The organism is Parvimonas sp. KA00067 (assembly GCF_001553085.1).
GTDB classification, from domain to species: Bacteria; Bacillota; Clostridia; order Tissierellales; family Peptoniphilaceae; genus Parvimonas; species Parvimonas parva.
This window is the reverse complement of sequence record NZ_KQ960137.1, coordinates 24,928-51,716: the sequence shown is the minus strand read 5'-3', so window position 1 is coordinate 51,716 and position 26,789 is coordinate 24,928. Positions and strand designations below refer to the sequence as shown.

24 protein-coding genes are annotated in these 26,789 nt (G+C 27.7%); 22 read left to right on the top strand and 2 right to left on the bottom strand.

All coding sequences use genetic code 11. The annotated features are described in order from the left end of the window. Positions 1–5: 5 nt before the first annotated feature. From HMPREF3181_RS00350 to tsf, 22 genes are all read left to right on the top strand, one after another. A complete protein-coding gene (locus HMPREF3181_RS00350) occupies positions 6–695 on the top strand; it encodes a metallophosphoesterase (RefSeq protein WP_068471879.1) in 690 nt (229 codons plus the stop codon). Position 696: 1 nt separating this feature from the next. Continuing rightward, entirely contained in the window at positions 697–1,242 is a 546-nt protein-coding gene (locus HMPREF3181_RS00345; protein WP_068471877.1) for a class IV adenylate cyclase, read from the top strand. A gap of 1 nt (position 1,243) precedes the next feature. After that, positions 1,244–1,540, top strand: coding sequence for a hypothetical protein (locus HMPREF3181_RS00340; protein WP_068471875.1), 297 nt, complete (start codon positions 1,244–1,246; stop codon positions 1,538–1,540). Positions 1,541–1,548: 8 nt separating this feature from the next. Continuing rightward, positions 1,549–2,274 carry an HAD family hydrolase gene (locus HMPREF3181_RS00335; protein WP_068471873.1) on the top strand — a complete coding sequence of 242 codons (726 nt, stop codon included), beginning with the start codon at positions 1,549–1,551 and terminating at the stop codon, positions 2,272–2,274. A gap of 210 nt (positions 2,275–2,484) precedes the next feature. Continuing rightward, on the top strand, positions 2,485–2,913 hold the full coding sequence (locus tag HMPREF3181_RS00330) for a flavodoxin (RefSeq protein ID WP_068471872.1): 429 nt from the start codon (positions 2,485–2,487) through the stop codon (positions 2,911–2,913). A 156-nt stretch (positions 2,914–3,069) separates the two neighbouring features. Beyond that, entirely contained in the window at positions 3,070–4,104 is a 1,035-nt protein-coding gene (hrcA, locus tag HMPREF3181_RS00325; RefSeq protein ID WP_231723235.1) for a heat-inducible transcriptional repressor HrcA, read from the top strand. Positions 4,105–4,119: 15 nt separating this feature from the next. Beyond that, complete coding sequence (gene grpE, locus HMPREF3181_RS00320; RefSeq protein WP_068471870.1) at positions 4,120–4,647, top strand: nucleotide exchange factor GrpE; 528 nt, start codon at positions 4,120–4,122, stop codon at positions 4,645–4,647. 16 nt (positions 4,648–4,663) lie between these two features. Beyond that, the gene (dnaK, locus tag HMPREF3181_RS00315) at positions 4,664–6,478 is read left to right on the top strand and encodes a molecular chaperone DnaK (RefSeq protein WP_068471868.1); all 1,815 of its coding nucleotides are present in this window, start codon (positions 4,664–4,666) and stop codon (positions 6,476–6,478) included. A 35-nt stretch (positions 6,479–6,513) separates the two neighbouring features. Next, on the top strand, positions 6,514–6,831 hold the full coding sequence (locus tag HMPREF3181_RS00310; RefSeq protein ID WP_068471866.1) for a hypothetical protein: 318 nt from the start codon (positions 6,514–6,516) through the stop codon (positions 6,829–6,831). Between the two features lie 309 nt (positions 6,832–7,140). Then, positions 7,141–8,877, top strand: a complete 1,737-nt coding sequence (locus HMPREF3181_RS00305; protein WP_068471864.1) for an ABC transporter ATP-binding protein — start codon at positions 7,141–7,143, stop codon at positions 8,875–8,877. Next, positions 8,877–10,595, top strand: a complete 1,719-nt coding sequence (locus HMPREF3181_RS00300; RefSeq protein WP_068471966.1) for an ABC transporter ATP-binding protein — start codon at positions 8,877–8,879, stop codon at positions 10,593–10,595. Before HMPREF3181_RS00305 ends, HMPREF3181_RS00300 begins: the two co-directional genes overlap by 1 nt. A 53-nt stretch (positions 10,596–10,648) precedes the next feature. Then, positions 10,649–11,341 carry an energy-coupling factor transporter transmembrane component T gene (locus tag HMPREF3181_RS00295; RefSeq protein ID WP_068471862.1) on the top strand — a complete coding sequence of 231 codons (693 nt, stop codon included), beginning with the start codon at positions 10,649–10,651 and terminating at the stop codon, positions 11,339–11,341. After that, positions 11,319–12,746: an ABC transporter ATP-binding protein gene (locus HMPREF3181_RS00290; RefSeq protein ID WP_068471860.1), complete on the top strand. Its 1,428-nt coding sequence runs from the start codon at positions 11,319–11,321 to the stop codon at positions 12,744–12,746. The genes HMPREF3181_RS00295 and HMPREF3181_RS00290 overlap by 23 nt, the downstream gene beginning before the upstream one ends. Next, entirely contained in the window at positions 12,736–13,314 is a 579-nt protein-coding gene (locus HMPREF3181_RS00285; protein ID WP_068471858.1) for an MptD family putative ECF transporter S component, read from the top strand. Before HMPREF3181_RS00290 ends, HMPREF3181_RS00285 begins: the two co-directional genes overlap by 11 nt. Before the next feature lie 309 nt (positions 13,315–13,623). Beyond that, complete coding sequence (gene glmU / locus HMPREF3181_RS00280) at positions 13,624–15,009, top strand: bifunctional UDP-N-acetylglucosamine diphosphorylase/glucosamine-1-phosphate N-acetyltransferase GlmU (RefSeq protein ID WP_068471856.1); 1,386 nt, start codon at positions 13,624–13,626, stop codon at positions 15,007–15,009. A 16-nt stretch (positions 15,010–15,025) separates the two neighbouring features. Further along, complete coding sequence (locus tag HMPREF3181_RS00275; RefSeq protein ID WP_068471855.1) at positions 15,026–15,988, top strand: ribose-phosphate diphosphokinase; 963 nt, start codon at positions 15,026–15,028, stop codon at positions 15,986–15,988. Beyond that, complete coding sequence (gene pth / locus HMPREF3181_RS00270; RefSeq protein ID WP_082713848.1) at positions 15,978–16,565, top strand: aminoacyl-tRNA hydrolase; 588 nt, start codon at positions 15,978–15,980, stop codon at positions 16,563–16,565. The genes HMPREF3181_RS00275 and pth overlap by 11 nt, the downstream gene beginning before the upstream one ends. Positions 16,566–16,600: 35 nt before the next feature. Continuing rightward, entirely contained in the window at positions 16,601–20,110 is a 3,510-nt protein-coding gene (mfd, locus tag HMPREF3181_RS00265) for a transcription-repair coupling factor (protein WP_068471853.1), read from the top strand. 73 nt (positions 20,111–20,183) lie between these two features. Then, complete coding sequence (locus HMPREF3181_RS00260; RefSeq protein WP_068471851.1) at positions 20,184–21,170, top strand: peptidylprolyl isomerase; 987 nt, start codon at positions 20,184–20,186, stop codon at positions 21,168–21,170. Positions 21,171–21,287: 117 nt separating this feature from the next. Beyond that, a complete protein-coding gene (locus tag HMPREF3181_RS00255; protein ID WP_068471849.1) occupies positions 21,288–21,566 on the top strand; it encodes an HU family DNA-binding protein in 279 nt (92 codons plus the stop codon). A gap of 195 nt (positions 21,567–21,761) precedes the next feature. After that, positions 21,762–22,517 carry a 30S ribosomal protein S2 gene (gene rpsB, locus HMPREF3181_RS00250; protein WP_068471847.1) on the top strand — a complete coding sequence of 252 codons (756 nt, stop codon included), beginning with the start codon at positions 21,762–21,764 and terminating at the stop codon, positions 22,515–22,517. 85 nt (positions 22,518–22,602) lie between these two features. Further along, on the top strand, positions 22,603–23,673 hold the full coding sequence (tsf, locus tag HMPREF3181_RS00245) for a translation elongation factor Ts (RefSeq protein WP_068471845.1): 1,071 nt from the start codon (positions 22,603–22,605) through the stop codon (positions 23,671–23,673). Positions 23,674–23,758: 85 nt separating this feature from the next. On the opposite strand, the gene HMPREF3181_RS00240 is transcribed toward tsf, so the two are convergent. Both HMPREF3181_RS00240 and HMPREF3181_RS00235 read right to left on the bottom strand, forming a co-directional pair. Further along, complete coding sequence (locus HMPREF3181_RS00240; RefSeq protein WP_068471843.1) at positions 23,759–25,153, bottom strand: MATE family efflux transporter; 1,395 nt, start codon at positions 25,151–25,153, stop codon at positions 23,759–23,761. Between the two features lie 132 nt (positions 25,154–25,285). Continuing rightward, entirely contained in the window at positions 25,286–26,623 is a 1,338-nt protein-coding gene (locus tag HMPREF3181_RS00235; protein ID WP_068471841.1) for a C1 family peptidase, read from the bottom strand. Positions 26,624–26,789: the final 166 nt, after the last annotated feature.

Sequence of the window (26,789 nt, the reverse complement as noted above, 5' to 3'; positions counted from 1 at the left end):
ATAGAATGATATACGGTTTATCTGATTTGCATTTAGATTATACTGGAGATAAGTCAATGGAGGTTTTTGGCTCCGCTTGGGAAAACTATGAAGAAAGAATGTTTAAATCTTGGAAAGAAATTGTAAAGGATGATGACTATGTTATTGTTCCGGGTGATATTTCTTGGGCTTTGAAGATTGAAGAGGCTTATAATGATTTAAAGAGAATTGAAGAACTTCCAGGAAAAAAGATTTTTTTAAAAGGTAATCACGACCTGTGGTGGAGTAGTTTAAATAAGATAAAAGAATTAAATTTAAAAAATATGTTTTTTTTACAAAATAATAGTATTGAAACTGAAGATTATGTCTTTATCGGAACAAGAGGTTGGCTTTCTCCAAAGTCCTCTGAATTTTCTGAAAGTACGGACAGAAAAATCTATAATAGAGAGCTTATGAGGTTAGAGCTTAGTTTCAATTCTGTTAAAAATAAGGAAAAGGAAATAATTTGTCTTTTCCATTATCCACCGGTAGAAAAGGACAGAACACTTAATGACTTTGGATTGTTTGCAAAAGAGCATAATATAAAAATTGTTTTATATGGGCATTTACACGCACATTCGTTAAATAATGTTGTTGATGAGGTTGTTGATGGTATAGAGTTTCATTGTCTTTCTGCCGATTACTTAAAATTTATTCCAAGACTTATTAGGAGATAAAATGGAAAAAGAGTTAGAAGTTAAGATTTTAAATATAGATGTTGAAGAAGTAAAAGAAAAGTTAAAAAATTTAGGCGCAAAGTTTTTACGAACTGAAAATCAGGAGAATATAAGATTATCTTCTTCGAAGTTTGATTGTATTCCAAGGGGAAGTTTTTTAAGAATTAGAAAATTTTTAGATGAAAATGGAAAAGAAATAAATTCGGAACTTACTTACAAAGAACATAAGGCAAATAAAATTCTTAAAGAGTTTAATGAATACAATGTACCTTTGGAAAATAGCTCTGAAATGCTAAAGATTTTAAAATTTTTGGGATATGATAAGTTAGATATTGAGAAAAAGTTTAGAACTTCATATTCATTTAAAAAAGCACATATAGATATTGATGTTTGGGATAAGGAGGTTTATCCATATCCTTATATGGAAATAGAGGTTTCTCATTATGATGATTTGTGTGAAGTTTTAGATTTGTTGGAAATAAGCAAAGACAATGTATGTCTTAAATCTTTACCGGAACTTAAAGAAGAATTAGAAAGTAGGTTTTAGTATGAAGGAATTATTTGAAATTTTATTGAAAAAAAGAGTATCTGTTGTTATCGTGTTGCTTGCGATATTTGTCGGAATGCTTGTAACTTATTTGCTTAGCAGAGCAAAATATAGATTTTTAAAGTTTATTCCTGCATTTGTTTTAATAATAACAGGAACAGTATTTTTAGCAGATGGTTGGACAAATATTATAACTCCAAGAGGACTTAATTCATTGTATTATGCAATGATTATAGGTACAAGTGGAGTGGTTTCACTTTTCTATGCTTTAATACTTATGAACTTTAGGAAAAAGTAGGTGATTGTATGTCTAATATAGCCAGTTTTTTTGACATTGACGGAACTATTGCGAGAGAATCTTTGATGATTGAACATTTTAAAAGACTTATAAAATATGAAATTTTAGATGAGAGTATTTGGGTCAATGATGTAAAGCAATTATATATGGAATATGTTAATAGATATGGGGCTTATGATGCTTATATTGAGGCACTTGCTGAAAAATATATTACAGATTTAAAAGGCTTTGACGTTGAATATAATAAGTTTATAGCTGAACAATCTGTTCAAAAAGTGTGTGAAAGAGTTTATCTTTTTTCAAGAAATCAATTAGAATTTCATAAAAAGAATGGTCATTTAATATTTTTTGTTTCTGGAAGTCCGGACTTTTTAGTTGAAGAAATGGCTAAGAAATATGATATTACAGAATATAGAGCTACAAAGTATCTATACGATGAAAATGGAAAATTTAATGGTGAAATTCTTCCAATGTGGGATAGTGAAAATAAAGATAGAGTTTGTAAAGAACTGATTGAGAAGTATGATATAGATATTGAAAAATCTTTTGCTTATGGAGATACCACAGGAGATTTATCAATGCTTAGAAGATTTGGAAATGCCTATACGATTAATCCGTCAAAAAGATTATTGGAAAAAATAAAAAATGATGAAGAACTTTCAAAAAAAGTAAATATAATCGTTGAGAGAAAAGACGTTATATATAAACTAAAGGCAGATGTAGTAACTTTATAATTTATATAGTATTAAAATAAAATTATTTTAATTATAAAAAATTTTAAAATAGTTGACAAAATTTTAGATTATTGTTATTATTATCTTGTAAAAATTATTAATTAAATTTACAATAAAACTAATATTGTTGAAAATTTAATTGTATTGTATTTTACTTTTAAATACAATAAACTTTTACTTTGTTAGTTAAATTTTAAGGAGGACTTTTAAATGAAAGTAGCAGTTGTATATTGGTCAGGTACAGGTAATACTGAAAAAATGGCTGATTGTATCGCCGAAGGAATTGAAAACGCAGGTTCAGAAGTTGAAGTAATTTTCTGTGATGATTTTGGAGCAGATATGTTAAACGATTTCGACTTAGTTGCATTTGGTTGCCCAGCAATGGGAGATGAAGTTCTTGAAGAATCAAGTTTCGAACCAATGTTTGAAGAAGTTGAAGAAGAATTAAACGGAAGAAAGATTGCTTTATTCGGTTCTTATGAATGGAACGAAGGACAAAAATGGATGAAAGACTGGAAAGTTAGATGTGAAGGAGTTGGAGCTAAAATCGTAGCTGAACCTCTTTGCGTATATGATTGTCCAACACCAGAAGACGAAGATGACTGTGTAGCATTTGGAGAAAAAATCGCTAAAGCATAAGTTAAATAGGTATTTAAAGGTAGCCTTAGGGCTACTTTTTTTGTGCATGAAAATAAATTTTAAATAAATTTTAAATAAATTTTAAATAAATTTGTTTTAAAACTTGACATAGGGGAATAATAGTAATATAATATTGTTAGCAGTCTAAGAGGTTGAGTGCTAAAAAGAGGTGATAAAATGCTTGATGATAGAAAATTGAAAATTTTATATGCCATAATAGATAGTTATATCAGTACTTCTGAGCCTATTGGGTCAAGGACAATTTCCAAACAATATGATATGGGAATAAGTTCAGCTACTGTTAGGAATGAAATGAGTGATTTGGAAGAGCTTGGTTTTTTAAACAAGGCCTATTCATCTTCCGGTAGGATTCCGTCGGATAAGGCTTATAGACATTATGTTAATTATTTATTATCTTCACATTTTGACGAAATTTCAAAAAATATGTATGGAATTGACGTTCTGGCAAAGCATATTAATGAAAAAAATAAGATTTTTAAAGAATCTGCGAAGATAATTTCTGAGGTTACAGAATGTATAACGGCAACTATGATTACAGATTATATGGATTGTTCTGTAAAGAGTATTGATGTTATAAATATAAGTGGAGATTATTATGTTTTGGTTTTAGTTTTTGACACAGGAAAAGTTGTTAATACCGTTTTTGATGTTAAAAACAGTATTAATGAAGAAATTTTACAAGAACTGATATTTTATTTAAAGAAATATTTGATAAATGTTAAAGTATCTGATTTGAATGAAAGATTAGAGTTTTTAAAACTTACTTTTGTTTCAAAAATTCCATTTATTACAGAAGTTTCCGACTTGATAGAAAAAGAGGTTTCAAAAACTGAAAAGTCTGATATTGAGCTTGAAGGTATTTCAAATATATTTAATTTTCCGGAGTATAGGGATATGAATAAGGCTAAAGAACTTATTCATTTCTTAGAAGATAAAAATGAATTGGAAGATTTGTTTTTAAGTTATAATGGAAATGAAATTTATATTAGTATCGGAAGTGAAAATAATAAAGACTTTTTAACTGAGAATACCATTGTTGCTACTTCTTATGATTTAGGAAATGGTAGTAAAGGAAAGATAGCTGTTATTGGTCCAACTAGAATGGATTATGAAAAGATAATATCAACTATGTTAACTTTAAATGATAGAATGAATGATATTTTAAAATGACGGGAGGCGAAATAGTTGGAAGAAAATAAAGAAATTTTAGAAGATGAAATTAAAGAAGATACTGAAACAGTATCTAATGAAAATTTAGAAGAAAATTCTTCTAATGAAGTTGAGGAAAAATTAAATTCAGAAATTGAAGAATTAAAAAATCAACTTTTAAGACTTCAAGCTGATTTTGTAAATTATAGAAATAGAACTGAAAGAGAAAAGTCAAATTCTATTATACTTGCAAATGAAGGCTTAATTTTGAAGTTATTACCTGTTTTAGATAATTTTAATAGAGCATTTGTTCATCTTAATGTTGATGATGATGTAGTTAAAGGCTTTATTATGATTAAAGAGCAGTTTGAATCAATTTTAAAAACTGAAATGTTGGAAGAAATTGAAAGCGATGGTGCTGTTTTTGACCCAAATTTACATAATGCAGTTATGACTGAAAGTAAAGACGGAGTTGAAAGTGGTGTCGTATTAGAAACTTTTGAAAAAGGATATAAAATTAAAGATAAAGTAATTAGACCTAGTATGGTTAAAGTTAGTGAATAATTAGGAGGAAAATATTATGTCAAAGATTATAGGTATTGATTTAGGTACAACAAACTCAGCAGTAGCTGTTATGGAAGGTGGAGAACCAACAATTATTGCAAATGTTGAAGGAAATAGAACGACTCCTTCAGTAGTTGCTTTTACAAAAAACGGAGAAAGATTAGTAGGGGAAACTGCAAAAAGACAAGCTATTACAAATGCAGGAAGAACAATCATTTCAATTAAAAGAGAAATGGGAACAGATTACAAGGTAAAAATTGATGGTAAAGATTATAGCCCTGAAGAAATTTCAGCAATGATTTTACAAAAAATTAAATCAGATGTTGAAAGCTATTTAGGAGAAACTGTTTCAGAGGCAGTAATTACAGTTCCGGCTTACTTTACAGACAGCCAAAGACAAGCTACAAAAGATGCAGGAAAGATTGCAGGTTTAAATGTTAAGAGAATTATTAACGAACCAACTGCAGCTGCACTTGCTTATGGAATGGATAAAGACACTGAACAACATAAAATAATGGTATTTGACCTTGGTGGTGGTACATTTGACGTTTCTATATTAGAAATAGGAGATGGAGTTTTTGAAGTTTTATCTACTAGAGGAAATAATAGACTTGGTGGAGATGATTTCGACGAAGTTTTAATGAACTATCTTGTTTCAGAATTCAAAAAAGAAAATGGAATAGATTTAAGTAAAGATGTAACAGCAATGCAAAGATTAAAAGATGCTGCTGAAAAAGCTAAAAAAGAACTTTCAACTACAATGACTTCAAATGTAAATTTACCATTCATTACTGCTGTTGACGGAGCGCCTGTTCACCTAAATATGGATATTAAGAGAGCTAAATTTGAAGAATTAACTTCATCATTAGTTGATAAGACATTAGTTCCAGTTAGAGAGGCATTAAATGACGCCGGACTTACTGCATCAGAAATTGATAAAGTTCTTTTAGTAGGTGGTTCAACAAGAATTCCAGCAGTACAAGAGGCTGTTAAGAAATTAATTGGAAAAGAACCACAAAAAGATATTAACCCAGATGAATGTGTTGCTATCGGTGCAGCAATTCAAGGTGGAGTTTTAACTGGAGAAGTTAAAGACTTATTATTATTAGACGTAACTCCATTGTCATTAGGTATTGAAACAATGGGTGGAGTAATGACTAGATTAATCGAAAGAAATACAACTATTCCAGCTAAGAAGAGTCAAATATTTTCAACAGCAGCTGATGGACAAACTGCAGTAGATATTCATGTTTTACAAGGTGAAAGAGAATTTGCTCACGACAATACTACATTAGGAAGATTCCAATTAACAGGTATTCCTGCAGCACCAAGAGGAGTTCCACAAATCGAAGTTACTTTTGATATAGATGCAAACGGAATTGTAAATGTTCATGCAAAAGACTTAGGTTCAGGTAATGAACAAAAGATTACAATTACTGCATCAACAAAATTATCAGAAGAAGAAATCAACAAAAAGGTTAGAGAAGCTGAACAATTTGCTCAAGAAGACAAGAAGAAAAAAGAAGCAGTAGAAGTTAAAAATAACGCTGAATCTCTAGTATATCAAACTGAAAAGACTTTAAAAGACTTAGAAGGTAAGATTTCAGAAGAAGAAAAATCAGCAGTTACTTCAAAACTTGAAGAATTAAAAACAGCTTTAACAACTGATAATACAGAAGATATTAAAGCTAAAAATGATGCTTTAACTCAAGAATTCTACAAAATCTCAGAAAAATTATATCAAAATGCTAATCCACAAGGAGCAGAACAAAAGAAAGATGATGTAGTTGACGCTGATTACGAAGTAGTAGATGAAGAAGAAAATAAATAGATAAAAATTAAGGTAGTGCTTAGGTGCTACCTTTTTTGTGTTTAAAATCAACTCAGCTTTATGAATATGTTTTGATTAATGAAAATGGAGAGAAAGCTTTTACTCAAGTAGAACAGGGGGATATAGATATTGATACTAAACTATATGAAAATTTAGATGGAAAAGTGTTTTTATTTACAACAGAAGGAAAGCTTGAAAATTTAGAAAATGTTAGTGAAAATAAAATAAAAAAAGTTTCTCCAGAAGATATTTATAAATTTTTATTAGATGAAAATAATAAAAAGTTCTTATCAGAGAATATTCTTAATCGTTTAAAACTTTGGGAAAAGATAAAAAATTCTATAAAAGAATAAATTGACAATTAATTTTTGTAAAATAGCGTCCAAGAATATGTTAAAATTTTTAAGGCAACCTTAAAATATTAGGTTGTCTTTTTTGTTGTTTATTTATATTTTTTTAAATCATTATTATTAAAAAATATTTTAAAATTAAAAATAAAAATAAAAATCAATATTAAATATATTGAAAAGCAATATTGAAAGTGTTATAATAAATTAAAATGACGACAACGTCGTTAGGTAAAAATATTTTTTATGGGAGTAGTTAAAAATATTTTTGCTATATGGTATTTTATACCGAATAAAAAAAATTAGGAGGGTTAAATGAATATTTACAAAAAATTATTTAAGTATGTGCCTGACAAAAAATATCTTGTTTATATTGCTATTATAACGAGTATTATTTCGTCTGCACTTTCAATGTTGCCTTATTGGTTTTTGTATAAGTTTTTAAATGAATTTTTGTTGAAAAAAGATTTTACACAGGCAAAATATTATGCAATTACCATTTTTGTTGTTATGCTTTTGCAATCTTTTGTTTATTTTGTTTCAGTAGGGCTTACTCATTTATTTGCATTTAGATTGGAAACAAATCTTAGAAAGGCAGGGATAAAGCATTTGATGAGTGCATCATTTGCATTTTTTGATGTTAATGAGTCAGGGAGAATTAGAAAAATTATAGATAATAATGCGAGTGATACACATATGATTGTTGCGCATTTAATTCCGGATATAACAATTGCTGTTATAACTCCAATATTTTTATTTGGAATTATGTTTGCAGTAGATTTATATCTTGGAATTGCTACTGTTATTTTATCAATTTTAGCTGGAATTTTTACAAAACTTATGTTTGGTGAAGTTGAATTTATGGATAAGTATAATAAGGCATTGGAAAGAGTTAATAGTGAGGCAGTTGAATATGTTAGAGGAATGCAAGTTTTAAAAATATTTAAAGCGTCAATTTTTTCTTTTAAATCTTTTTATGATGCCATTATGGATTATTCTAAATGTGCTTATGATTATAGTAAAACTTGTAAAAATCCTTATGTTATATTTCAAATTCTTTTGCTTGGAGCGTCTGCGTATGTAATTCCTTTTGCGATTATGTTCTCAAACGGTGGACAATCTAATATAGAAATAATGATTAAATTAATTTTCTTTACTTGTTTTGTAGGAACATTATTTGGTTGCTTTATGAGAATTATGTATGTTGGAATGCATCAATTTATGGCGACTCAAGCAGTAGATAAGTTGGAAAATATTTTTGTGGAAATGGGAAAAAATAATATTAATCATGGGAACGAAGAAGAATTTTCTAATTTTAATATAGAATTCAAAAATGTAACTTTTAAATATGACACAAAAAATATTTTAGAAAATTTAAGTTTTAAACTTGAAGAAAATAAAACTTATGCACTTGTAGGTTCATCGGGTGGTGGAAAATCAACTATCGCAAAATTGATTTCCGGTTTTTATAATATTGAAGACGGAGAAATTTTGATAGGTGGTAAAAATATTTCTTCATATTCAAGAGGTGCGATTATGAATAATATTTCTTTTGTTTTTCAAAATTCAAAACTTTTCAAGACTACAATTTTTGAAAATGTAAAAATTGGAAATGAAAATGCAAGTTACGAAGAGGTTATGAATGCTTTAAAGCTTGCCAGATGTGAAGAAATTTTAGATAAGTTTAAAACTCGTGAAAATACAGTTATAGGCTCAAAAGGTGTATATTTATCTGGTGGGGAAACTCAAAGGATTGCCATTGCCAGAGCGATTTTAAAAGATGCGAAGATTATAATTTTAGATGAGGCATCGGCTGCATCTGACCCTGAAAACGAACATGAAATACAATTAGCTTTTTCTAATTTAATGAAGGATAAAACAGTAATTATGATTGCTCATAGATTAAGTTCAATAAGAAATGTAGATGAGATTTTAGTTGTAGATAATGGAAAAATCATTGAAAGAGGAACTGATAAAGAGCTTATGGAAATTGGTGGAAGATATAAATTTTTACAAGATTTATTCTCTAAATCTAATGAATGGAGGATGTAATTATGAAAATGTTAAAAAGAATATTTCAATTAACTGATAAAGGTACGGTTGGAGTTGTAAAAGCATCAATTACTTCTTTTTTATCATATTGTAGCTTAATGATACCAATGATTTTATTTATGATATTTGTTCAAAATATTATTGAAGGGAAATCAAATAGTCTAGTTTTCTTTATCATTGGAATATTAGTTATGCTTGTCGTGATGTATGTAATTATGTCTATTGAATATGACAATTTATATAATGAAACTTACAAGGAAAGTGCAAATCTTAGAATTGAAATTGCAAATATTTTGAAAAATTTACCACTTTCTTTCTTTTCAAAACATGATATTTCAGACCTTTCTCAAACTATAATGAAAGACGTTGCAACTATTGAGCATGCAATGAGTCATGCTATTCCAAAGGTTATTGGATTAATATTTTATTTGATTCTAATAATTGCAATGTTGATGTTCGCCAGTTTTAAACTTGCTCTTTGCATATTAATTCCAATTATTATAAGTACGAGTTTTATCTTTATTACTAAAAAAATTCAACTAGTTGGCAATAAAAGATATTATGATATAATGAGAGATATTTCAGAAAATTTCCAACAAGCTATTGAATTACAACAAGAGATAAAGAGTTATGGCCAAGTTGATAAATTTACTAAAGAAATATTTGAAAATGTTGAATATTCGGAAAAAATTCATATAAAAGCTGAATTTAAAATGGTACTTCTTCTAAGTATTTCTACTAATATTCAAAATTTAACTCTTGGTGCTACCATTTTATTTGGAACAATGTTCTATTTGAATGGTGAAGTTTCTCTTCTTTATTTTGTAGCTTTTATTATGTGTGCATCAAAGATAATTGATGCTGTAAACGGTATGTTTTCAAATCTTGCAGAGCTTATGTATTTAGATGCAAATCTACAAAGAATTAAAGAATTAAGAACTGCTGAAGTTCAACAAGGAGAGCCTAAAAAATTAAATAATTTTGATATAGAATTTAAAAATGTTGAATTTGGATACAACGAAAATAAAGTTATTGATGATATTTCATTTGTAGCAAAGCAAGGAGAGGTTACTGCTCTGGTTGGACCATCGGGTTGTGGTAAGACAACTGTTTTAAGATTGATGTCAAGACTTTATGATTATGATAAGGGAAAGATAATTATAGATGGAAATGATATTAAGGAAGTGGAAACAGAAAGTCTTTTTGAAAATATTTCAATAGTTTTTCAAGAGGTTACACTTTTTAATACTTCAATTTTAGAAAATATTAGATTTGGAAATAAAGATGCTACTGATGAACAAGTAAAAGAGGCAGCAAGACTTGCTAATTGTGAAGAATTTATTGAAAAATTACCTGAAAAATACGATACTTTAATTGGAGAAAATGGAAGTAAACTATCAGGTGGAGAAAGACAAAGAATCTCTATTGCTCGTGCATTTTTAAAGAATGCTCCGATAATTTTGCTTGATGAAATTAGTGCAAGTCTTGATGTTGAAAACGAAATGAAAATACAAGAAAGTTTAAATAAACTAATTAAAGATAAAACTGTATTGGTAATTTCTCATAGAATGAAGTCAATAGAAAATGTAGATAAAATAATTGTAATGGAAAATGGAAAGATAGAATCTCAAGGAACACATAGTGAGCTTTTAGAAAAATCTAAAGTTTATAATACTATGGTTAGAAATTCTAATTTAACAGAAAATTATAGTTATTAGGATATGGGTGCTGTTTTACAGCACCTAAATATCAAATTTAAGGAGGAGTTAGTTTGATAAAAGAGCGTAGAATAAATTTATTTATTTTGATTTTTATGAATTTAATTTTCGGTTCTCTTATTCCTCTCTGGAGTAATTTTAAAATTGATTTAATTTATTTTTGCATTTGTTCCTTTATTTTAATTTATAGCGGAAAGATTAAAAGATTTGTGAAATTTTTAATTTTTTATCTTGTTTGTGTATATATAACTTTTTTTGTAAAGCTACCAGATACTTCCTTTTTTTCTTTTGTTGGCTTTGTAGTTTATTCAAATGTAAAAACTTGCTCAATATTTATGATTGCAACAATAGTTGTATTGGATACGAGAACAAGTGAATTGATTTATGTTTTAGGAAAATTAGGTCTAGGGAAAAAAATTAGATTTGCTTGCACGATTACTTTAAAATTTATTCCGATTTATTTTGCTGAAAAGAGAATTATAAGAAATGCATTAAAACTTAGAGGAATAGATATTTCATTTACCAAACCTTTTAAAAGATTTGAATACTACATTGTTCCAACTCTTTTTAGAGCATCTAATATTGCATCTGAAATGACTGAATCAGCATATACAAGATGTGCAATGTGCACAGATAATATGCATTCAATTTATTATAAAAAATTTGATATTGTTGATTTTATTCTTATTGTAGTATTAATTGCACTTATTGTTGCTTGGGGAGGTGGATTTATTGATAAAATTTAATAATGTAAGTTTCACTTATGAAGATTCGGATAAGAAAGCATTAGAAGATATAAATTTTGAAATAAATACAGGAGAGTTAGTACTTATAACAGGAGCATCAGGCTCAGGCAAATCTACGATATATAAGTGTATAAATGGACTTATTCCACATATTCATGATGGAAAACTTTTAGGAGAAATTTTTATTGATGATAAAAATACTAAGGATTGTAAAAATTATGAATTATGTAAGATGATAGGCTCTGTTTCTCAAAATCCAAGAGGACAATTCTTTACGGATAATACTACCTCAGAGTTGGCTTTTACTTTAGAAAATTTGGGATATGAAGTAAAAGAAATTTTAGAAAAAATAGATAATATTTCTAAATTTTTTGGACTTGAAAATATATTAAATAAAAATGTTTTAGAAATTTCAGGTGGAGAAAAACAAAAAATATCCGTTGCTTGTGTTTCTATCTTAGATGCCAAGACTTTGATATTTGATGAGCCGTCTGCAAATTTAGATTATCTTGGAATCGAACTTTTAAAAGAAATTTTTTCAAAATTAAAAGAAAATGGATATACGATAGTTGTTGTTGAGCATAGAATTTTTTATTTGAAAGAATTACTTGACAGATTAATTCATATAAATAACGGAAAACTTATAGCAAATTTAGAGAGAAAAGAGGCTTTAAATTACAGAGCAGATGACCTTAGGAGTCTAAATCCTTTTGATGAAGAATTGGTAAAAAAAGAAAATTACAAGCAAGATGAAAAAGTTTTGGAAGTTAAAAATCTTAAATTTAAAGATATTATAAAAGATATTTCCTTTGATGTGTATAGAGGAGAAATTATTGGACTTGTTGGGAAAAACGGAGTAGGAAAATCAACAATTTCAAAATTAATTTCAGGAATATATAAAAAGAATTCTGGAGGAATTTTTAGTTCAAAATTACCTTTTGTTTTGATGCAAGATGTGGATTATCAATTATTTTCAGAAAGTGTATTTTCAGAGTTTTTGTTGTCGAATAAAGATTTAAAAGAAGATGAAATCTTAGATATGTTAAATATTGTAAATCTTTATGAAAAGAGAAATTCTCACCCTTTTTCTCTTTCAGGAGGAGAAAAACAAAGATTACTTATGGGTATTTGTGCTAAAAGTAATTCAGACGTTTTGATTTTAGATGAGCCTACAAGTGGATTAGATTTTAATAATATGCTTGTAATTTCAGATATTATAAAAAATTTATCAAAAGATAAAGCGATAATTTTAATTTCACATGATTATGAATTATTGTCAAGGGTTGTAGATAGAGTGATATTCCTTGAAGAAGGAAAAATTTCACAAGATTTTATTTTAAAAGAAAGAAATCAATTAACTAATATTTTTCAAAAAATAAAAGGAGGAAAAGAAAATGAAAGTTAAAGATTTGATTTTAGTTGCTATTTTAGGAGCAATAAGTTTGGTTGTTACAATGATTGTAACATTTGCATTATTCCCATTAGGAGCATTTACTCATTGTATTAGTCCGGGAGTTGCAGGTTTGTTTTCAGGAACCGTTTTTGTATTTATGTGTAATAAAATTGGTAAAAAGGGAAGTTTCTTTTTGTTCTCAGCAATTTTCTTAATAGTTATGGCAGGAGCAGGTTTCTATCTTCCATGGATTATTTCTTATACAGTTTCAGCAATTATTGGAGAAGTTATTCTTAGCAGTGCAGGATATAAAAATAAGATTGCACAATTTGTCGCTTTTGGATTGTTACAAGTAGGTAGTGAATGTGGACAAGTTATCCCTGTAAATTTCTTTTTGCAATCATTCAAAGATACTTGGATTGGTAAAAATGGAATGACAGAGAGTGCTTTAAATGAAATGATAAAATATTCATCAGGAACTTATGCATTAATTACTTTGACAATAGTATTTGTCCTAGGTGGTATTGGTGTTATAATCGGAAATAAAATTTTAGAAAAACATTTCAAAAAAATAAAATAATTTTTTAATTCCTTCAAAGAGAGATATGTTTACAATATATCTCTTTTTTGTTTTTTTTTTGTAAGAATTATGTTATAATAAATACAGTTTTATGGTTATTGTATAAAAGTGTATTTATTTCATCATATTTACCTTTTTAAATTTATCAAAATGGAAATATGATATAATAAATGTAGTTTTGTTTTCTTATAAAAAACTGCGTTTATTTTATTGTAGTTGTTTAATTAACTTTTAGATTTTCGATATGATATAATAAATATGTTTTTTATAATGAATAAAGTATATTTTTTTATAGTTAGGAGTTGAGTTATGAATATTACAATCATATTAGCTGCCGGAGAAGGTACCAGAATGAAAAGTAAAAAATCAAAAGTTTTACATAAGATTGTAAATAGACCTTTGATTGATTATGTTTATGATGCAAGTTGCGATGCCGGTAGTGATAAGACTATAATTATTGTTGGAAAAAATAAAAATGAAGTTGAAGAAAAATTTGAAAATAAGGTGCTTTATAAAGAGCAAAAAATTGGTAAAGAATTTCCTTATGGTACAGGTTACGCAGTTCAACTTACAATAGATGAGATTGAAGATGAAGATAATGTTTTAATTTTGAGTGGGGATACTCCTTTGATAAAAGGAGAAACTTTACAAAAATTATTAGATGAACATATTGATATGAAATCAAAAGCTACTGTTTTAACTGCTTTTATCAATGATACAACAGGATATGGGCATATAATTAAGGATTCTGAAGGAAAGTTCTTAAAGATTGTTGAAGATAAAGACGCAAATATAGAGGAAAAAAGAGTTAAAGAAATAAATTCTGGAATTTATGTTTTTAATGGGAAGGCTTTAAAAAATTCTATAATTAAGATTGATAGAAATAATGCACAAAATGAATTATATCTTACAGATGCAATTAAAGTTTTAGTTCAAGACGGAGAGCTTGTTTCTACATATAAATTAGATGATATTGAAGAAATTTATGGTATAAATTCAAAACTTCAACTTTTTGAAGCGGAAAAAATTATGCGTTACAGAATAAATGCCGAGTATATGAAAAATGGTGTTGTAATGGAAAATCCGGAAAATACCGTTATAGAAAAAGGAATAAATATAGGAATAGATACATTTATCGGAAGTGGTGCCAGAATTTTAGGAAATACTACAATTGGAGAAAATGTATATATAACAGGTGATACTCTTATAGAAAACTCAACAATCGGTGATAATGTAATTATTAAGAGTTCATATATAGAAGATAGTATAGTAGAAAATGATGTTACTATGGGACCTTTTGCTCATCTTAGACCAAATAGTATATTAAAGAGTAGTGTTCATATCGGAAACTTTGTTGAAGTTAAAAATTCTACGATTGGAGAAAATACTAAGGCTGGACATTTAGCTTATATTGGTGATGCTATTATTGGTAAAGATGTAAATATGGGTTGTGGTTCTATTTTAGTAAATTATGATGGAAAGAATAAACATATTTCTAAAATTGGAGATGGCTGTTTTGTTGGTAGTAACTCAAATATAGTTTCTCCGGTAGAAATTGCAAATGATACTTTTATAGCAGCCGGAACAACTGTCGTTTCAGATGTAGAAAAAGAAGGTTCACTTATAATTGGACGTAGTGAAACTTTTGAAAAAGAAAATTGGGTTTATAAAAAGAATTTAAAAATAAAAGAGTAATATTTTAGGAGGAATTATGTTAGCTTATACTGGACCTATGAAAATTTTTTCAGGAACTGCAAATAGAAAATTTGCAGAAGATATTTGTAAATGCCTTGATATGCCATTAGGAGAAATAAATATCGGAAAATTTAGTGATGGAGAAATTAATCTTTCTGTTGAAGAAACTGTAAGAGGTTATGATGTTTATATCATTCAACCAACTTGTAGTCCAACAAATGACAACCTTATGGAAGTTTTAATTATGGTTGATGCATTCAAGAGAGCATCAGCAGGAAGAATTAATGTTGTTGTGCCTTATTATGGATATGCAAGACAAGACAGAAAAACAAAAGCTAGAGAACCGATAACTGCAAAATTAGTTGCAAATCTAATCGAAAAATCAGGTGCTGATAGAGTTATAACAATGGATTTACACGCAGGACAAATTCAAGGATATTTTGATATTCCTGTTGACCATCTTTCAGCGATTAAACCACTTGCTGATTTCTTTAAAGATGAATTAAAAGATGAAAATAGAGAAAATATGGTTGTAGTTTCTCCTGACTTAGGTGGAGTTACAAGAGCTAGAAAATTTTCTAATTATTTAGATTTACCAATTGCAATTATTGAAAAGAGAAGACCACGTCCAAATGTTTCAGAAGTTATGAATATCATAGGAGATATTGAAGGAAAAACTTGTATAATAGTTGATGACATTATAGATACAGCAGGAACTATTACAAATGCAGCTAATGCTTTGATAGCAAAGGGTGCAAAAAAAGTTTATATAACTGCAAGTCATGGAGTATTTTCAGGTAAAGCCTTAGAAAATATTGCCAATTCAAAAGTTGAAAAATGTGTTGTAACAGATACTATTCCTCAAGAAAATAACTTAGGTGGAAAAGTTGAAGTTGTATCAGTTGCTCAATATTTTGCAAAAGCTATTGATAGAATAAATAACAACAGACCGGTGAGTATGTTATTTGATGGAAGATAATATATATTTAATTGTCGGTCTTGGAAATCCCGGAAAAAATTATGTTGGAACAAGACATAATGTTGGATATGGGGTTATTGATATTTTAGCTGAAAAGTATAATATCAATATGAAAAAAGAAAAATTTAAATCTTTTTACGGACAGATAAATATGTTTGGTAAAAAATGTATTTTCCTTAAACCACTTACTTATATGAATTTATCCGGAGAGGCTGTTATAGATGCGGTAAATTATTTTAAAATAAAACCTGAAAATATTATTGTTATAGTAGATGATATAGATATTCCTTTTGGAACTATTAGAGTAAAGAAAAAAGGAAGTGCCGGAACGCATAATGGCTTAAAATCAATAATTTACCATTTAGAAACGGATTGTTTTCCAAGGGTTAAGGTAAGTGTTGGGAAATGTCCTAGTTATATGGATTTAAAAGATTTTGTTTTAAGTAGTTTTTCAACTTCTGAAAAGAAAATTTTAGAAAAAGAATTGGAAATTTCTGCAGAGGCAGTTGAAGAAATAATAAAAAGTGATGTTGATAAAACAATGTGCAAATTTAACGGAATGTATATAGAGGAATAATATTCCTCTATATTTTTTATAAAATAGGAGTATTTATGAATTTTTTGATTGATTTTTTAAAGAATAATGAATCATATTTAGAAATGGTTTCAAATTTAAAATCAAATAATGTTCCAATCTATTGTAATGGGCTTATAAAAGAAAGTTTATCTCATGTGATATACTCTATTTTTAGTGATTTCTCTGATAAAAATTTAGTTTTGTTAGTTGAAACTGAAAATAGAGCCAATGAGCTTTGTGATGAGTTAAAAAATTTGATAGGAGATAAGGTTGTTGTTTATCCGAATTTTGATATAAGATTTCACAATATTAATAGTTTGGAAACGAATCTCGAAAACAATAGAATAGAAATAATGAATAAACTTATCTCTAAAGAAAAATTCATAATTATTACAACAGCAGGCGCTTTATCTAAAAAAATCAGTACGCCGAAATTTTTTAAATCACATTATATTAATATCGATGAAGATTCTGAAATAGATTTTGAAGAATTAACTGAAAAATTGATAAAAATGCATTATGATAGGGTTGATTTTGTTGAGGCAAAGGGACAGTTTTCTATAAGAGGGTCAATACTTGATATTTATCCTGTAAACTTTAAAAATCCTATTAGAATTGAACTTTTTGGAGATGAAGTAGATTCAATACGTTCTTTTGATATAAATAGTCAGAGGTCTATTGAAAAACTTAATAAAATAGAGTTAATACCTGCCAAAGAAATGGTCTTGTCAAAAGCTGATGTTGAAAATATTTTAAATGGTTTAAAGAAAGACATTGAAAAACTACAAAAATTAAAATTATTTGGAAAAGATGTCGAAAAATCAAGTGAAAAATTTTATAGAATTTATGATGATTTAAAAACAAATTATCATATTTCTAATATGGATTTAATTTCTCCTTATATAAAAAAGGGAAGTTTTTCGACTATTTTGGATTATTTAAGCAAAGATTCTATAATTTGTACAGAAGACATTTTAAAAATTTATGATAGAAATTTAGAAATTGAAAATTTATTTCATGAAAATGTGATGTTTTCTATTGAAAATGCTGAAATTTTAGATTCACATAAAGATATTTTAATTCCTTTTGAAAGTATTATAAGAAGGATTAAAGAATTTAGTGTTGTTAATTTCACACAACTTTTAAAGAGAACAAAAATAATAAATGCTAAAATCATTATAAATTTAAAAACTATTGAAACAGAAATGTTTAATAGAAGGTTTGATGTATTATTTCAAAGTTTAAAATATAAATTGCAAAGAGGATATAAAATTGTAATTTTTGCAGGTTCTGTTGAAAAAGCAAATAATTTAAAAGAAATGTTATTTTCTGAAAATATAAACTCGACAGTTTTTGACGGACTGGATTTTGAATTAAAATCTTCTATTCTTGGAATTTCTACAATAAATTTAGAGTCCGGCTTTGAATATCCGGAGCAAAAGATTTTATTTTTAACACATAAAGAAATTTATGGAACTGTTAAAAAAACTTATAAAAAATCAAATAAAAAGAAAAAAGAAAATTTGCTTTCTTATACAGATTTAAATGTTGGAGATTTTGTCGTTCATGAAAATCATGGAATAGGTGAATATAGAGGTATTGAACAGATTGAAGTTGACGGAATAGTCAAAGACCATATTTTGATTTTGTATAAGGCAAATGATAAATTATATATTCCAACTGACCAAATGAATTTGATTCAAAAATATATTGGGAAGGATGGATATAAACCGAAGTTGAATAAATTAGGTTCAAATGATTGGGTCAAGACTAAAACTCGTGCTAAAAAAGTTTTAGATGAGATTGCATTGGATTTAGTTCAACTTTATGCAAAGAGAGATAAGCTTAGAGGGTTTTCTTTTTCTGAGGATACAACTTGGCAAAAAGAATTTGAAGATAGTTTTATTTATGAAGAAACATATTCACAGCTTAGAGCTATTGATGAAATAAAGAAAGATATGGAAAGTTTTAAGCCGATGGATAGATTGCTTTGTGGTGATGTTGGATATGGGAAAACAGAAGTAGCATTAAGGTCTGCTTTTAAAGCTATGATGGACGATAAACAGGTTGCTTTTTTAGTACCTACCACAATACTTGCTCAACAACATTATAATACTGCTATCGAAAGAATTGGAAATTTTCCGGTAGAAGTTGAAATGCTTAGTAGATTTAGAACTCCTGCAAGACAAAAAGAAATTTTGAAAGATGTAAAGTCTGGAAAAATAAATTTACTTATAGGTACACATAAATTATTATCTAAAAATTTAGAATTTAAAGATTTAGGACTTTTAATAATAGATGAAGAACAAAGGTTTGGAGTTAAACATAAAGAGGCATTAAAAAAAATAAAGGAAAATATTGATGTTCTATCTTTATCTGCCACACCAATACCTAGAACTATGCAAATGAGTCTGGTAGGAATTAGGGATATGAGTATTTTAGATGATGCCCCTGAAGAGAGAGTAACTATTGCCACATTTGTTTTAGAATATAATGATTCTGTAATTAGAGAGGCTATTTATAAGGAAATAAATAGAGGTGGACAAGTTTATTTTGTATATAATCGAATAAAAGATATGGATAAGATGTATGTTGAGCTGTCAAAGTTAGTTCCTGATGCTAGAATTGCTATGGCTCATAGCAAATTATCGAATAAGGAATTAGAAGATATTATGTATGATTTCCAAGAAGGAGAATACGATATTTTGTTATGCACGACTATCATTGAAACTGGAATGGATATAAAAAATTGTAATACTATGATTATATACGATGCAGATAAAATGGGATTATCACAGCTTTATCAGTTGAAGGGAAGAATAGGTCGTTCAAAGAGAAGAGCTTATGCATATTTTACTTATGATAAAGATAAAGTTCTAACTGAAATTTCTGAAAAGAGATTAATGGCGATAAGAGATTTTTCAGAATTCGGTTCAGGTTTTAAAATAGCTATGAGAGATTTAGAACTTCGTGGTGCCGGGAATATTTTAGGAGAATGTCAATCAGGACATATTGAAACTATCGGTTATGAAATGTATGTAAGAATGTTAGAAGAAAGCATCAAGACGGTTAAAGGGGAAACTCTACAAATTAAAAGTCAAACTACTATTGAATTGTCAGTTGATGCATATATTCCTTCAAGTTATATAAGTGATAGTGGACAAAAGATTGATATGTATAAAAAAATCGCCAGCATAACTTCAAGAGATGATTTTGATGAAATTTATGATGAATTGACTGATAGATTTGGAGATGTTCCAAAGTCAGTTCTAAATGTTATGAATGTTTCATATTTAAAAATTATTTCAACTGATTTAGATTTCATAAAGATAATAGAAAGAGAAAAATCAGTTGTATTCAAGTTTAATAAGTCAAATAGAGATATTTTATCTATAATAGGTAAATTGCCTGATAATTTATTTAGAAAGATAGAATTTAATATTAATGAAACGGCAGAATTAATATTTAATTATGATAAGAATAAATTGTTAGAAAGTATTGAATTAGTAGATAGTTTATATGCTTTAAAAAGAGAAAATTCCTAAAAAACTTTGACATTCATAGAAAAATAATGTATAATATCAAAAGATTAAAATATTAATCGAAAAGGAGAGAAATATGAAAAATAAATTAATAAAATTTGTAAGTATAATGGCGTTATCTGCAATGGTTTTAACAGCTTGTGCTAAAGCCCCAAAAGGAGCTATGGTAAAAATTGGAGAAAAGTATATTACTGAGGAACAAATTCAAAAAGAATATGACAGAGTAATTGCATCTTATACAGATGACCAAAAAGCAAAATATGATGAATCAACTGATGAAGGGAAAAAAGCTTCTTTAAATTTAAAACAAAATATTTTAGAAATGTTCTCTAATATTGAAGTTGTTAAACAAAAATTTGCTAAATTAGAAAAAGAATATAAAGATGAGGGAAAATCTGAAGAAGAAATTGCTAAAGTAACTGTAACAAAAGAAGAAATTGAAGATAATTTTAATAAAGTTAAAGAGCAATTAGGTGACAAGTTTAATGAAGAACTTGAGAAGGCTAAACTTACTGAAGATGAATTAAAATATAAGATTGAAGATAATATGTATTCTACAAAATTCCAAACTTGGTTTAATGAAAATTATGCACCAAAAGATGAAGAAATTGCTCAAAAATATAAAGGAAGTAAATTTGAAGGTCCTCAAATTAATGCAAGCCATATTTTAGTTAAAACTGAAGAAGAGGCTAAGAAAGTTAAAGCACGTTTAACTGCTGGAGAAAAGTTTGAAGATGTAGCTAAAGAAGTATCAAAAGACCCTTCAGTAAAACAAAATAATGGTGCATTAGGAACTTTTACAAAGGGAGTTATGGTTCAAGAATTTTATGATGCTGCAAGTAAGATGAAAGTTGGAGAAATTAGTGAACCTGTAAAGAGTCAATTCGGTTTTCATATAATCAAATTAAACGAAATTGTTGAAGATTACGAAAAATTTGACGAAAAAAACAAAGAAAGTATAAAGAAAAAATTAAAACAAACTATATTGTCAGAAAAATTCAAAACAGAATTTGCTAACATTCAAAAGGAAGTTGGATACTTACCAATTAAAAATTTTAAATAAATTGGCTAAATTACTTGATATTTTTTGAAAATTAATATATAATAATATTGCAAATGGTTATGGAGCCATTAATATAGGCAATTATTAATATAATAGTGTATTTAGGAGGAAATTTTAATGAACAAATCTGAATTATTAGCTAGTATGGCTGAAAAAGGAAAAATTACAAAAGTTGACGCTGAAAGAGCATTAAATGCTTTCATTCAAACAGTTGAAGAAACATTAGTTAAAGGTGAAAAAGTTCAATTAGTTGGATTTGGAACTTTCGAAGCTAGAGAAAGAAAAGCAAGAAGCGGAAGAAATCCAAGAAACCCTAAAGAAGTTATCGAAATTCCAGCATCAAAAGCTCCAGTATTCAAAGCTGGTAAGTCTCTTAAAGAAGTTGTAAATAAATAGTTTTTGATAATTGTTTAAAAATCAGGCTTTGCCTGATTTTTTTTGTAAAAAATTTTACTTTAAGTATTGAAAAATAAAATATATTGTGTTATAATATTTTGGTGAATAATCACATATTCTGATTGAACAAGTGTTGCCTAGATGGTTCTTGTCAAGATGATGAATATGGGTGGCTAAAAAACAGGAGGTAAAGAAATGTCACAAGTAATTTTAATGAAAAATTTATTAGAAGCAGGGGTACATTTTGGACATCAAACTAGAAGATGGAATCCAAAAATGTCAAAATTTATTTTTACAGAAAGAAACGGAATCTATATTATAGATTTACAAAAAACTGTAAAACAAATTGAACAAGCGTATGATTTCGTAAGAGAAATTGTTGCTGATGGTGGTAGAGTTCTTTTTGTAGGAACTAAAAAACAAGCTCAAGAAGCTGTTGAAACTGAAGCAAAAAGAAGTGGACAATTCTATGTTAGTCATAGATGGTTAGGTGGTATGTTAACTAACTATAAAACTATTAGAAAGAGAATTGACAGACTTAAAAAATTAGAACTTATGGAAGAAGACGGAACTTTCCAAAGATTACCTAAAAAAGAAGTAATTAAATTAAGAAGAGAAATCGAAAGATTAGAAAAATTCTTAGGTGGAATTAAAGAAATGGATAAACTTCCAGATGTTCTTTTTGTAATAGATCCAAAGAATGAAAAAATTGCTGTAAACGAAGCAAAAATATTAGGAATTCCGGTTATTGGTGTTGTTGACACTAACTGTGACCCTGATGAAGTTGATATTGCTATTCCAGGAAATGATGATGCTATCAGAGCTGTAAAATTATTAACTGGTACTATTGCAAATGCTATCGTTGAAGCTAAACAAGGTGAACAAGCTGAAACTGAAGAAGTAGAAACTGTTGAAGTAGCAGAAGAAGTTTCTGAAGAAGTAGCTGAATAATTAGGATATAGAATTTTAAAGGGTAAGGATTCAAATTTTTAATATTTATCCTTACCTTATTTTTTAGAAATTATAGGAGGTTTTTATGGAAATTACTGCAAAATTAGTAAAAGATTTAAGAGAAACTACTGGTGCCGGTATGATGGAATGTAAAAAGGCATTACAAGAAGTTGATGGAGATATGGAAAAAGCTATTGAATTTTTAAGAGAAAAAGGATTAGCTAAAGCTGCTAAAAAAGCAAGCAAAGTTGCAGCTGAAGGTTTAATTACTTTAGTTATAGATGAAAATAATACTAAAGCAGCTATTACAGAAGTAAACTCACAAACTGACTTCGTTGCTAAAAATGAAAAATTCGTAGCATTAACTAAAAAAGTTACTGAACATGTTTTTAATAAAGAAATAAAAGATATTGCATCTTTAAATGCGTCAACTATTGATGATGTTAATTTTGAAGAATTTATGAAATTACAAATTTCTTCAATTGGAGAAAATCTTGTAGTTAGAAGATTAGCATTTGCTAAAGCTTGTTGCGAAAGTGGAATTGTTTGTGGATATGTTCACTTCAATAAAAAAGTTGGTGTTATTCTTAAAGCTAAATGTGATAGTGAAGCTACAAAAGCTGGTGCAAAAGATTTATTACAAAATATTTGTATGCACATTTCAGCAATGAAACCACAATATTTAAGCTATAAAGATTTAGATGCTGATTTTGTTGAAAAAGAATATTTAGCACTTAAAGGTTCTATCGAAAAAGAAAACGAAGAATTAGTAAGACTTGGAAAACAATTAAAGAGAATTCCAAAATATGCTTCAATGTCTCAAATTACTGATGAAGTTTTAAAAGCTGAAGAAGAATTATTAAAAGAAGAATTAAAGAAACAAGGTAAACCTGAAAAGATTTGGGACAAAATTTTACCTGGACAAATCGAAAGATTTATTAAAGACAATACTTTAATTGACCAACAATATGCTTTATTCAGCCAACAATATGTATTAGACGATAGCAAAACAGTTTTAGATGCTGTTAACGATAAAGCTAAAGAATTAGGTGGAAGTATCGAAATCGTAGAATACACAAGATTTGAAGTTGGTGAAGGCGTAGAAAAGAAAGAAGAAAACTTCGCTGAAGAAGTTGCAAAACAAATGGGACTTTAATATTAAATTTAAACAGAGCTTAGGCTCTGTTTTTTTATAATTTTTTGTAATTAAAAAGGTTCAATATTTATTGAACCTTTTGCTTTTATCGAGTAAATGAGCCTTGTTGCCAAGTACCATTTAGATATATTAAATGTGCAATTATTGTTACAAGTACATTTGAAATTGACATCGCAAGCCAAATTCCTGTTGCTCCATATCCTGTATAATATTTAAAGAAAAGTATTAAAGGCAATCTTATTATCCAAAGTCTTGTCATATCTATTGCCATTGAATATTTGCTATTTCCTGAGCCTTGGAAAAGTCCTTGATATACAAAAAACATATTTAACATTACAAGAGTTATTAATGTGTAGAACATATAACTGTTTGCTTGTATCATTAGTTCTGAATCTTTTGGAGCATTTATGAAGAAAGATAATATTTCATATCTAAATATAAAACTTATAAATGCAATTATAATAGACATTATAATTACTATAATAGATGCTTTTTTAAATGTTTCTTTAACTCTTTTTATATTGTTGTTTCCGATGTTTTGTCCTATTATTGAAGTTATGGCAGTGCCGATGCCTCCGGGTGGAATATTTAAAAGTCCACTTATTCTATTTACCATTCCATAAGCTGCAACAGTTTCTGTTCCATAGCTTTGTATAAATGAGTTCATAATTATAAAACCTATTGCGGTTCCGATTTGTCCGATAATTGAAGGTAGGGCGATATGGTATATTTTTTTCAAAATACATTTTTTCCATTTTATAAATATTAAACTTTGTAAATTTAATTTAATTTTATCATGATTGAAACGTAAATGTATAAAACCAACTATGCACATAATTCCTTGTGTTATAACTGTAGCAAGGGCAGCCCCCTTAACTCCAAGTCCTAATCCTGATATTGATGTAAAAGGAATTGTATCAAATATAAAAATTGGGTTTAAAATCATATTTAAAATTACACAAGTTGTGCTTATCATTGTTGGAATTGCATTTTTCCCTTGTGCTGATAAAATAGATGAATATATGTAGTATAAAAATATAAATGGTATTCCAAGATAGCTGTATTTTAAATAAATTATGCTATATTTTGCAAGGTCTCCTGTTGCACCCATTAAATTTACTATTGAATCTGCACTAAAATATCCTAATAACATAAATATGATTGAGAATAATAAAGAAATATTTATCAAAGTATCTGCATATTTTTGAGCCAGAGGAAAATCTTTTTTTCCGAGTAACTGAGAAATTAATGATATTGATGCAATCGACAGTCCGATTCCAATTGAGTTAAATAAAAATACAACCGGCCAAGTAAAACTTGTTGATGCAAATTCTGCAGTTCCTAATTTCCCAAGCCAAAAAGCATCTGCAAGTGAATATAATTGTTGAATGAAATTATTTAAAATAATTGGGATTGAAATAATTGCTATGATTTTATAAATATTTCCATGTAAAATCATTTCACTTCGTTCTTTTTTCATATAACACCTCCTATAAAAATATTTGTCTAATATGTTATTCCACAAATTTAGTAAGTTAAAACAAAATTATAGCAAAATATTTACAAAATTGCAAGAAAAAATCTCTCTAATTACTAGAGAGATTTTGTAAAATTATTTTAATCTTGCCAATGCACCGAATGGATCCCAAGGTTCAAGTTCAATAACTTCTTCATCTAATGCCTTTAACCATTTTTCATCAATATATTTTTTATCAACCATTATTTCATAATTATATTCTTCAAACCATTCATCAGTCATTGAGAAAATTCCTTTATCTCCTGAAGTATCTCCCCAAGAATTTTCAACTTGCCATTCTAACGGTTTACCATTTTCATCAAGATTTACTCCTGTAAATACCATTGCATGAGTTAAAATGCTTTCGTGATAATCAAGTCTTTCGGCTTTTGTAAAGTTTTCACAAGCAGGGAATATATCATCATATAAGAACATATCCAAGTCCATAATTCCTTTGTTTCTTTCTAACATTTGTGCAACATCACAACCAAACCAAACAGGTTCGCCTGCTTTGATAGATTTAATAGCACTTTCTTTTAAAACTTCGATAGGAACATTAAGATATTTTATTCTATCGCTTTCTTTAACAGAACCTAAGAATTTTACAGTGTATGCTTTTCCATAAGGCTTATCTTCTGTTGGCGCATTTATTAAACTTATTCTATCTTTTAAATTCCAACCAACATATTTGTTAAAAAATTCTAATGGAGTTATATTAGAAATTCTATGGAATTTTTCGTCTTTATCAGTATATTCATAAGTGAATGTTTCAGGAATTTCTCCTAAGCATTTTGTTAAAATGTTATAAACTGTATAAAGAGTTTCATCTTTTATTTTTTCGATTTCTTTTAAATCTTTTCCTTCTTTGTGAAGTTTTCTCATTTCACAAGCGGCTTTTCTAAGATGTTTAGTTATTATTGTTTCCATCATTCTTGTATTTGATGAATGGAAAGTTTCAGGCATAATTCCTTTAGGAACAACACCATATTTTTCCAAAAGTCCTTTAAACATATCCCATTGTCCACCGTCTTGGATAGGTGCAGTTAAAAGATGAGAAATTAATCTTGAATCCGTTTTTTCATCTAAAGTTTCTATAATATTTTCTAAAAAGAAATTTGATTTTTCAAGTTTATCCCAAAATAGAGTATAAGTTTGAGAATATTCCATAGTTTTTAAATTTAGATTTTCCATTGTTGTAACTCTTGCAACATTTAGAGCAGAGAACATCCAGCATCTACCACTTGCTTTTTGGTTTGTTATTTCTCCTTTTTTAGTTACATCAGAAAATTTGAAATTATGTCTTTTCATAACCTCATGGTTTGTAGATGCTTCGTTAATTCCAACTTTTGAAACAGATGCAGCTACAATCTTATTTGTTTTACAAGAATCAAACCTTTCTTTAAATGATTTTAACACTTCTTTTGTTAATGCCATTTTTATCACTCTCCTTAAAAATAATTTAGGTATAACCTATAAATATATTCTAACATAAATTAAATAAAAATAAAAGATAATATATATCAAAAAAATATCTTATTTTAATATGATTTATTAATTGTATAGAATTTTTTTATGTTTTTATATAAAATTGTTATTTTTT

Excerpts from the sequence above, each read along its gene's own strand:
- HMPREF3181_RS00350 (WP_068471879.1), top strand. The coding sequence starts at position 6 with ATGATATACGGTTTATCTGATTTGCATTTAGATTATACTGGAGATAAG.
- HMPREF3181_RS00345 (WP_068471877.1), top strand. The coding sequence starts at position 697 with ATGGAAAAAGAGTTAGAAGTTAAGATTTTAAATATAGATGTTGAAGAA.
- HMPREF3181_RS00340 (WP_068471875.1), top strand. The coding sequence starts at position 1,244 with ATGAAGGAATTATTTGAAATTTTATTGAAAAAAAGAGTATCTGTTGTT.
- HMPREF3181_RS00335 (WP_068471873.1), top strand. The coding sequence starts at position 1,549 with ATGTCTAATATAGCCAGTTTTTTTGACATTGACGGAACTATTGCGAGA.
- HMPREF3181_RS00330 (WP_068471872.1), top strand. The coding sequence starts at position 2,485 with ATGAAAGTAGCAGTTGTATATTGGTCAGGTACAGGTAATACTGAAAAA.
- dnaK (WP_068471868.1), top strand. The coding sequence starts at position 4,664 with ATGTCAAAGATTATAGGTATTGATTTAGGTACAACAAACTCAGCAGTA.
- HMPREF3181_RS00305 (WP_068471864.1), top strand. The coding sequence starts at position 7,141 with ATGAATATTTACAAAAAATTATTTAAGTATGTGCCTGACAAAAAATAT.
- HMPREF3181_RS00285 (WP_068471858.1), top strand. The coding sequence starts at position 12,736 with ATGAAAGTTAAAGATTTGATTTTAGTTGCTATTTTAGGAGCAATAAGT.
- glmU (WP_068471856.1), top strand. The coding sequence starts at position 13,624 with ATGAATATTACAATCATATTAGCTGCCGGAGAAGGTACCAGAATGAAA.
- HMPREF3181_RS00275 (WP_068471855.1), top strand. The coding sequence starts at position 15,026 with ATGTTAGCTTATACTGGACCTATGAAAATTTTTTCAGGAACTGCAAAT.
- pth (WP_082713848.1), top strand. The coding sequence starts at position 15,978 with ATGGAAGATAATATATATTTAATTGTCGGTCTTGGAAATCCCGGAAAA.
- mfd (WP_068471853.1), top strand. The coding sequence starts at position 16,601 with ATGAATTTTTTGATTGATTTTTTAAAGAATAATGAATCATATTTAGAA.
- HMPREF3181_RS00260 (WP_068471851.1), top strand. The coding sequence starts at position 20,184 with ATGAAAAATAAATTAATAAAATTTGTAAGTATAATGGCGTTATCTGCA.
- HMPREF3181_RS00255 (WP_068471849.1), top strand. The coding sequence starts at position 21,288 with ATGAACAAATCTGAATTATTAGCTAGTATGGCTGAAAAAGGAAAAATT.
- rpsB (WP_068471847.1), top strand. The coding sequence starts at position 21,762 with ATGTCACAAGTAATTTTAATGAAAAATTTATTAGAAGCAGGGGTACAT.
- tsf (WP_068471845.1), top strand. The coding sequence starts at position 22,603 with ATGGAAATTACTGCAAAATTAGTAAAAGATTTAAGAGAAACTACTGGT.
- HMPREF3181_RS00240 (WP_068471843.1), bottom strand. The coding sequence starts at position 25,153 with ATGAAAAAAGAACGAAGTGAAATGATTTTACATGGAAATATTTATAAA.
- HMPREF3181_RS00235 (WP_068471841.1), bottom strand. The coding sequence starts at position 26,623 with ATGGCATTAACAAAAGAAGTGTTAAAATCATTTAAAGAAAGGTTTGAT.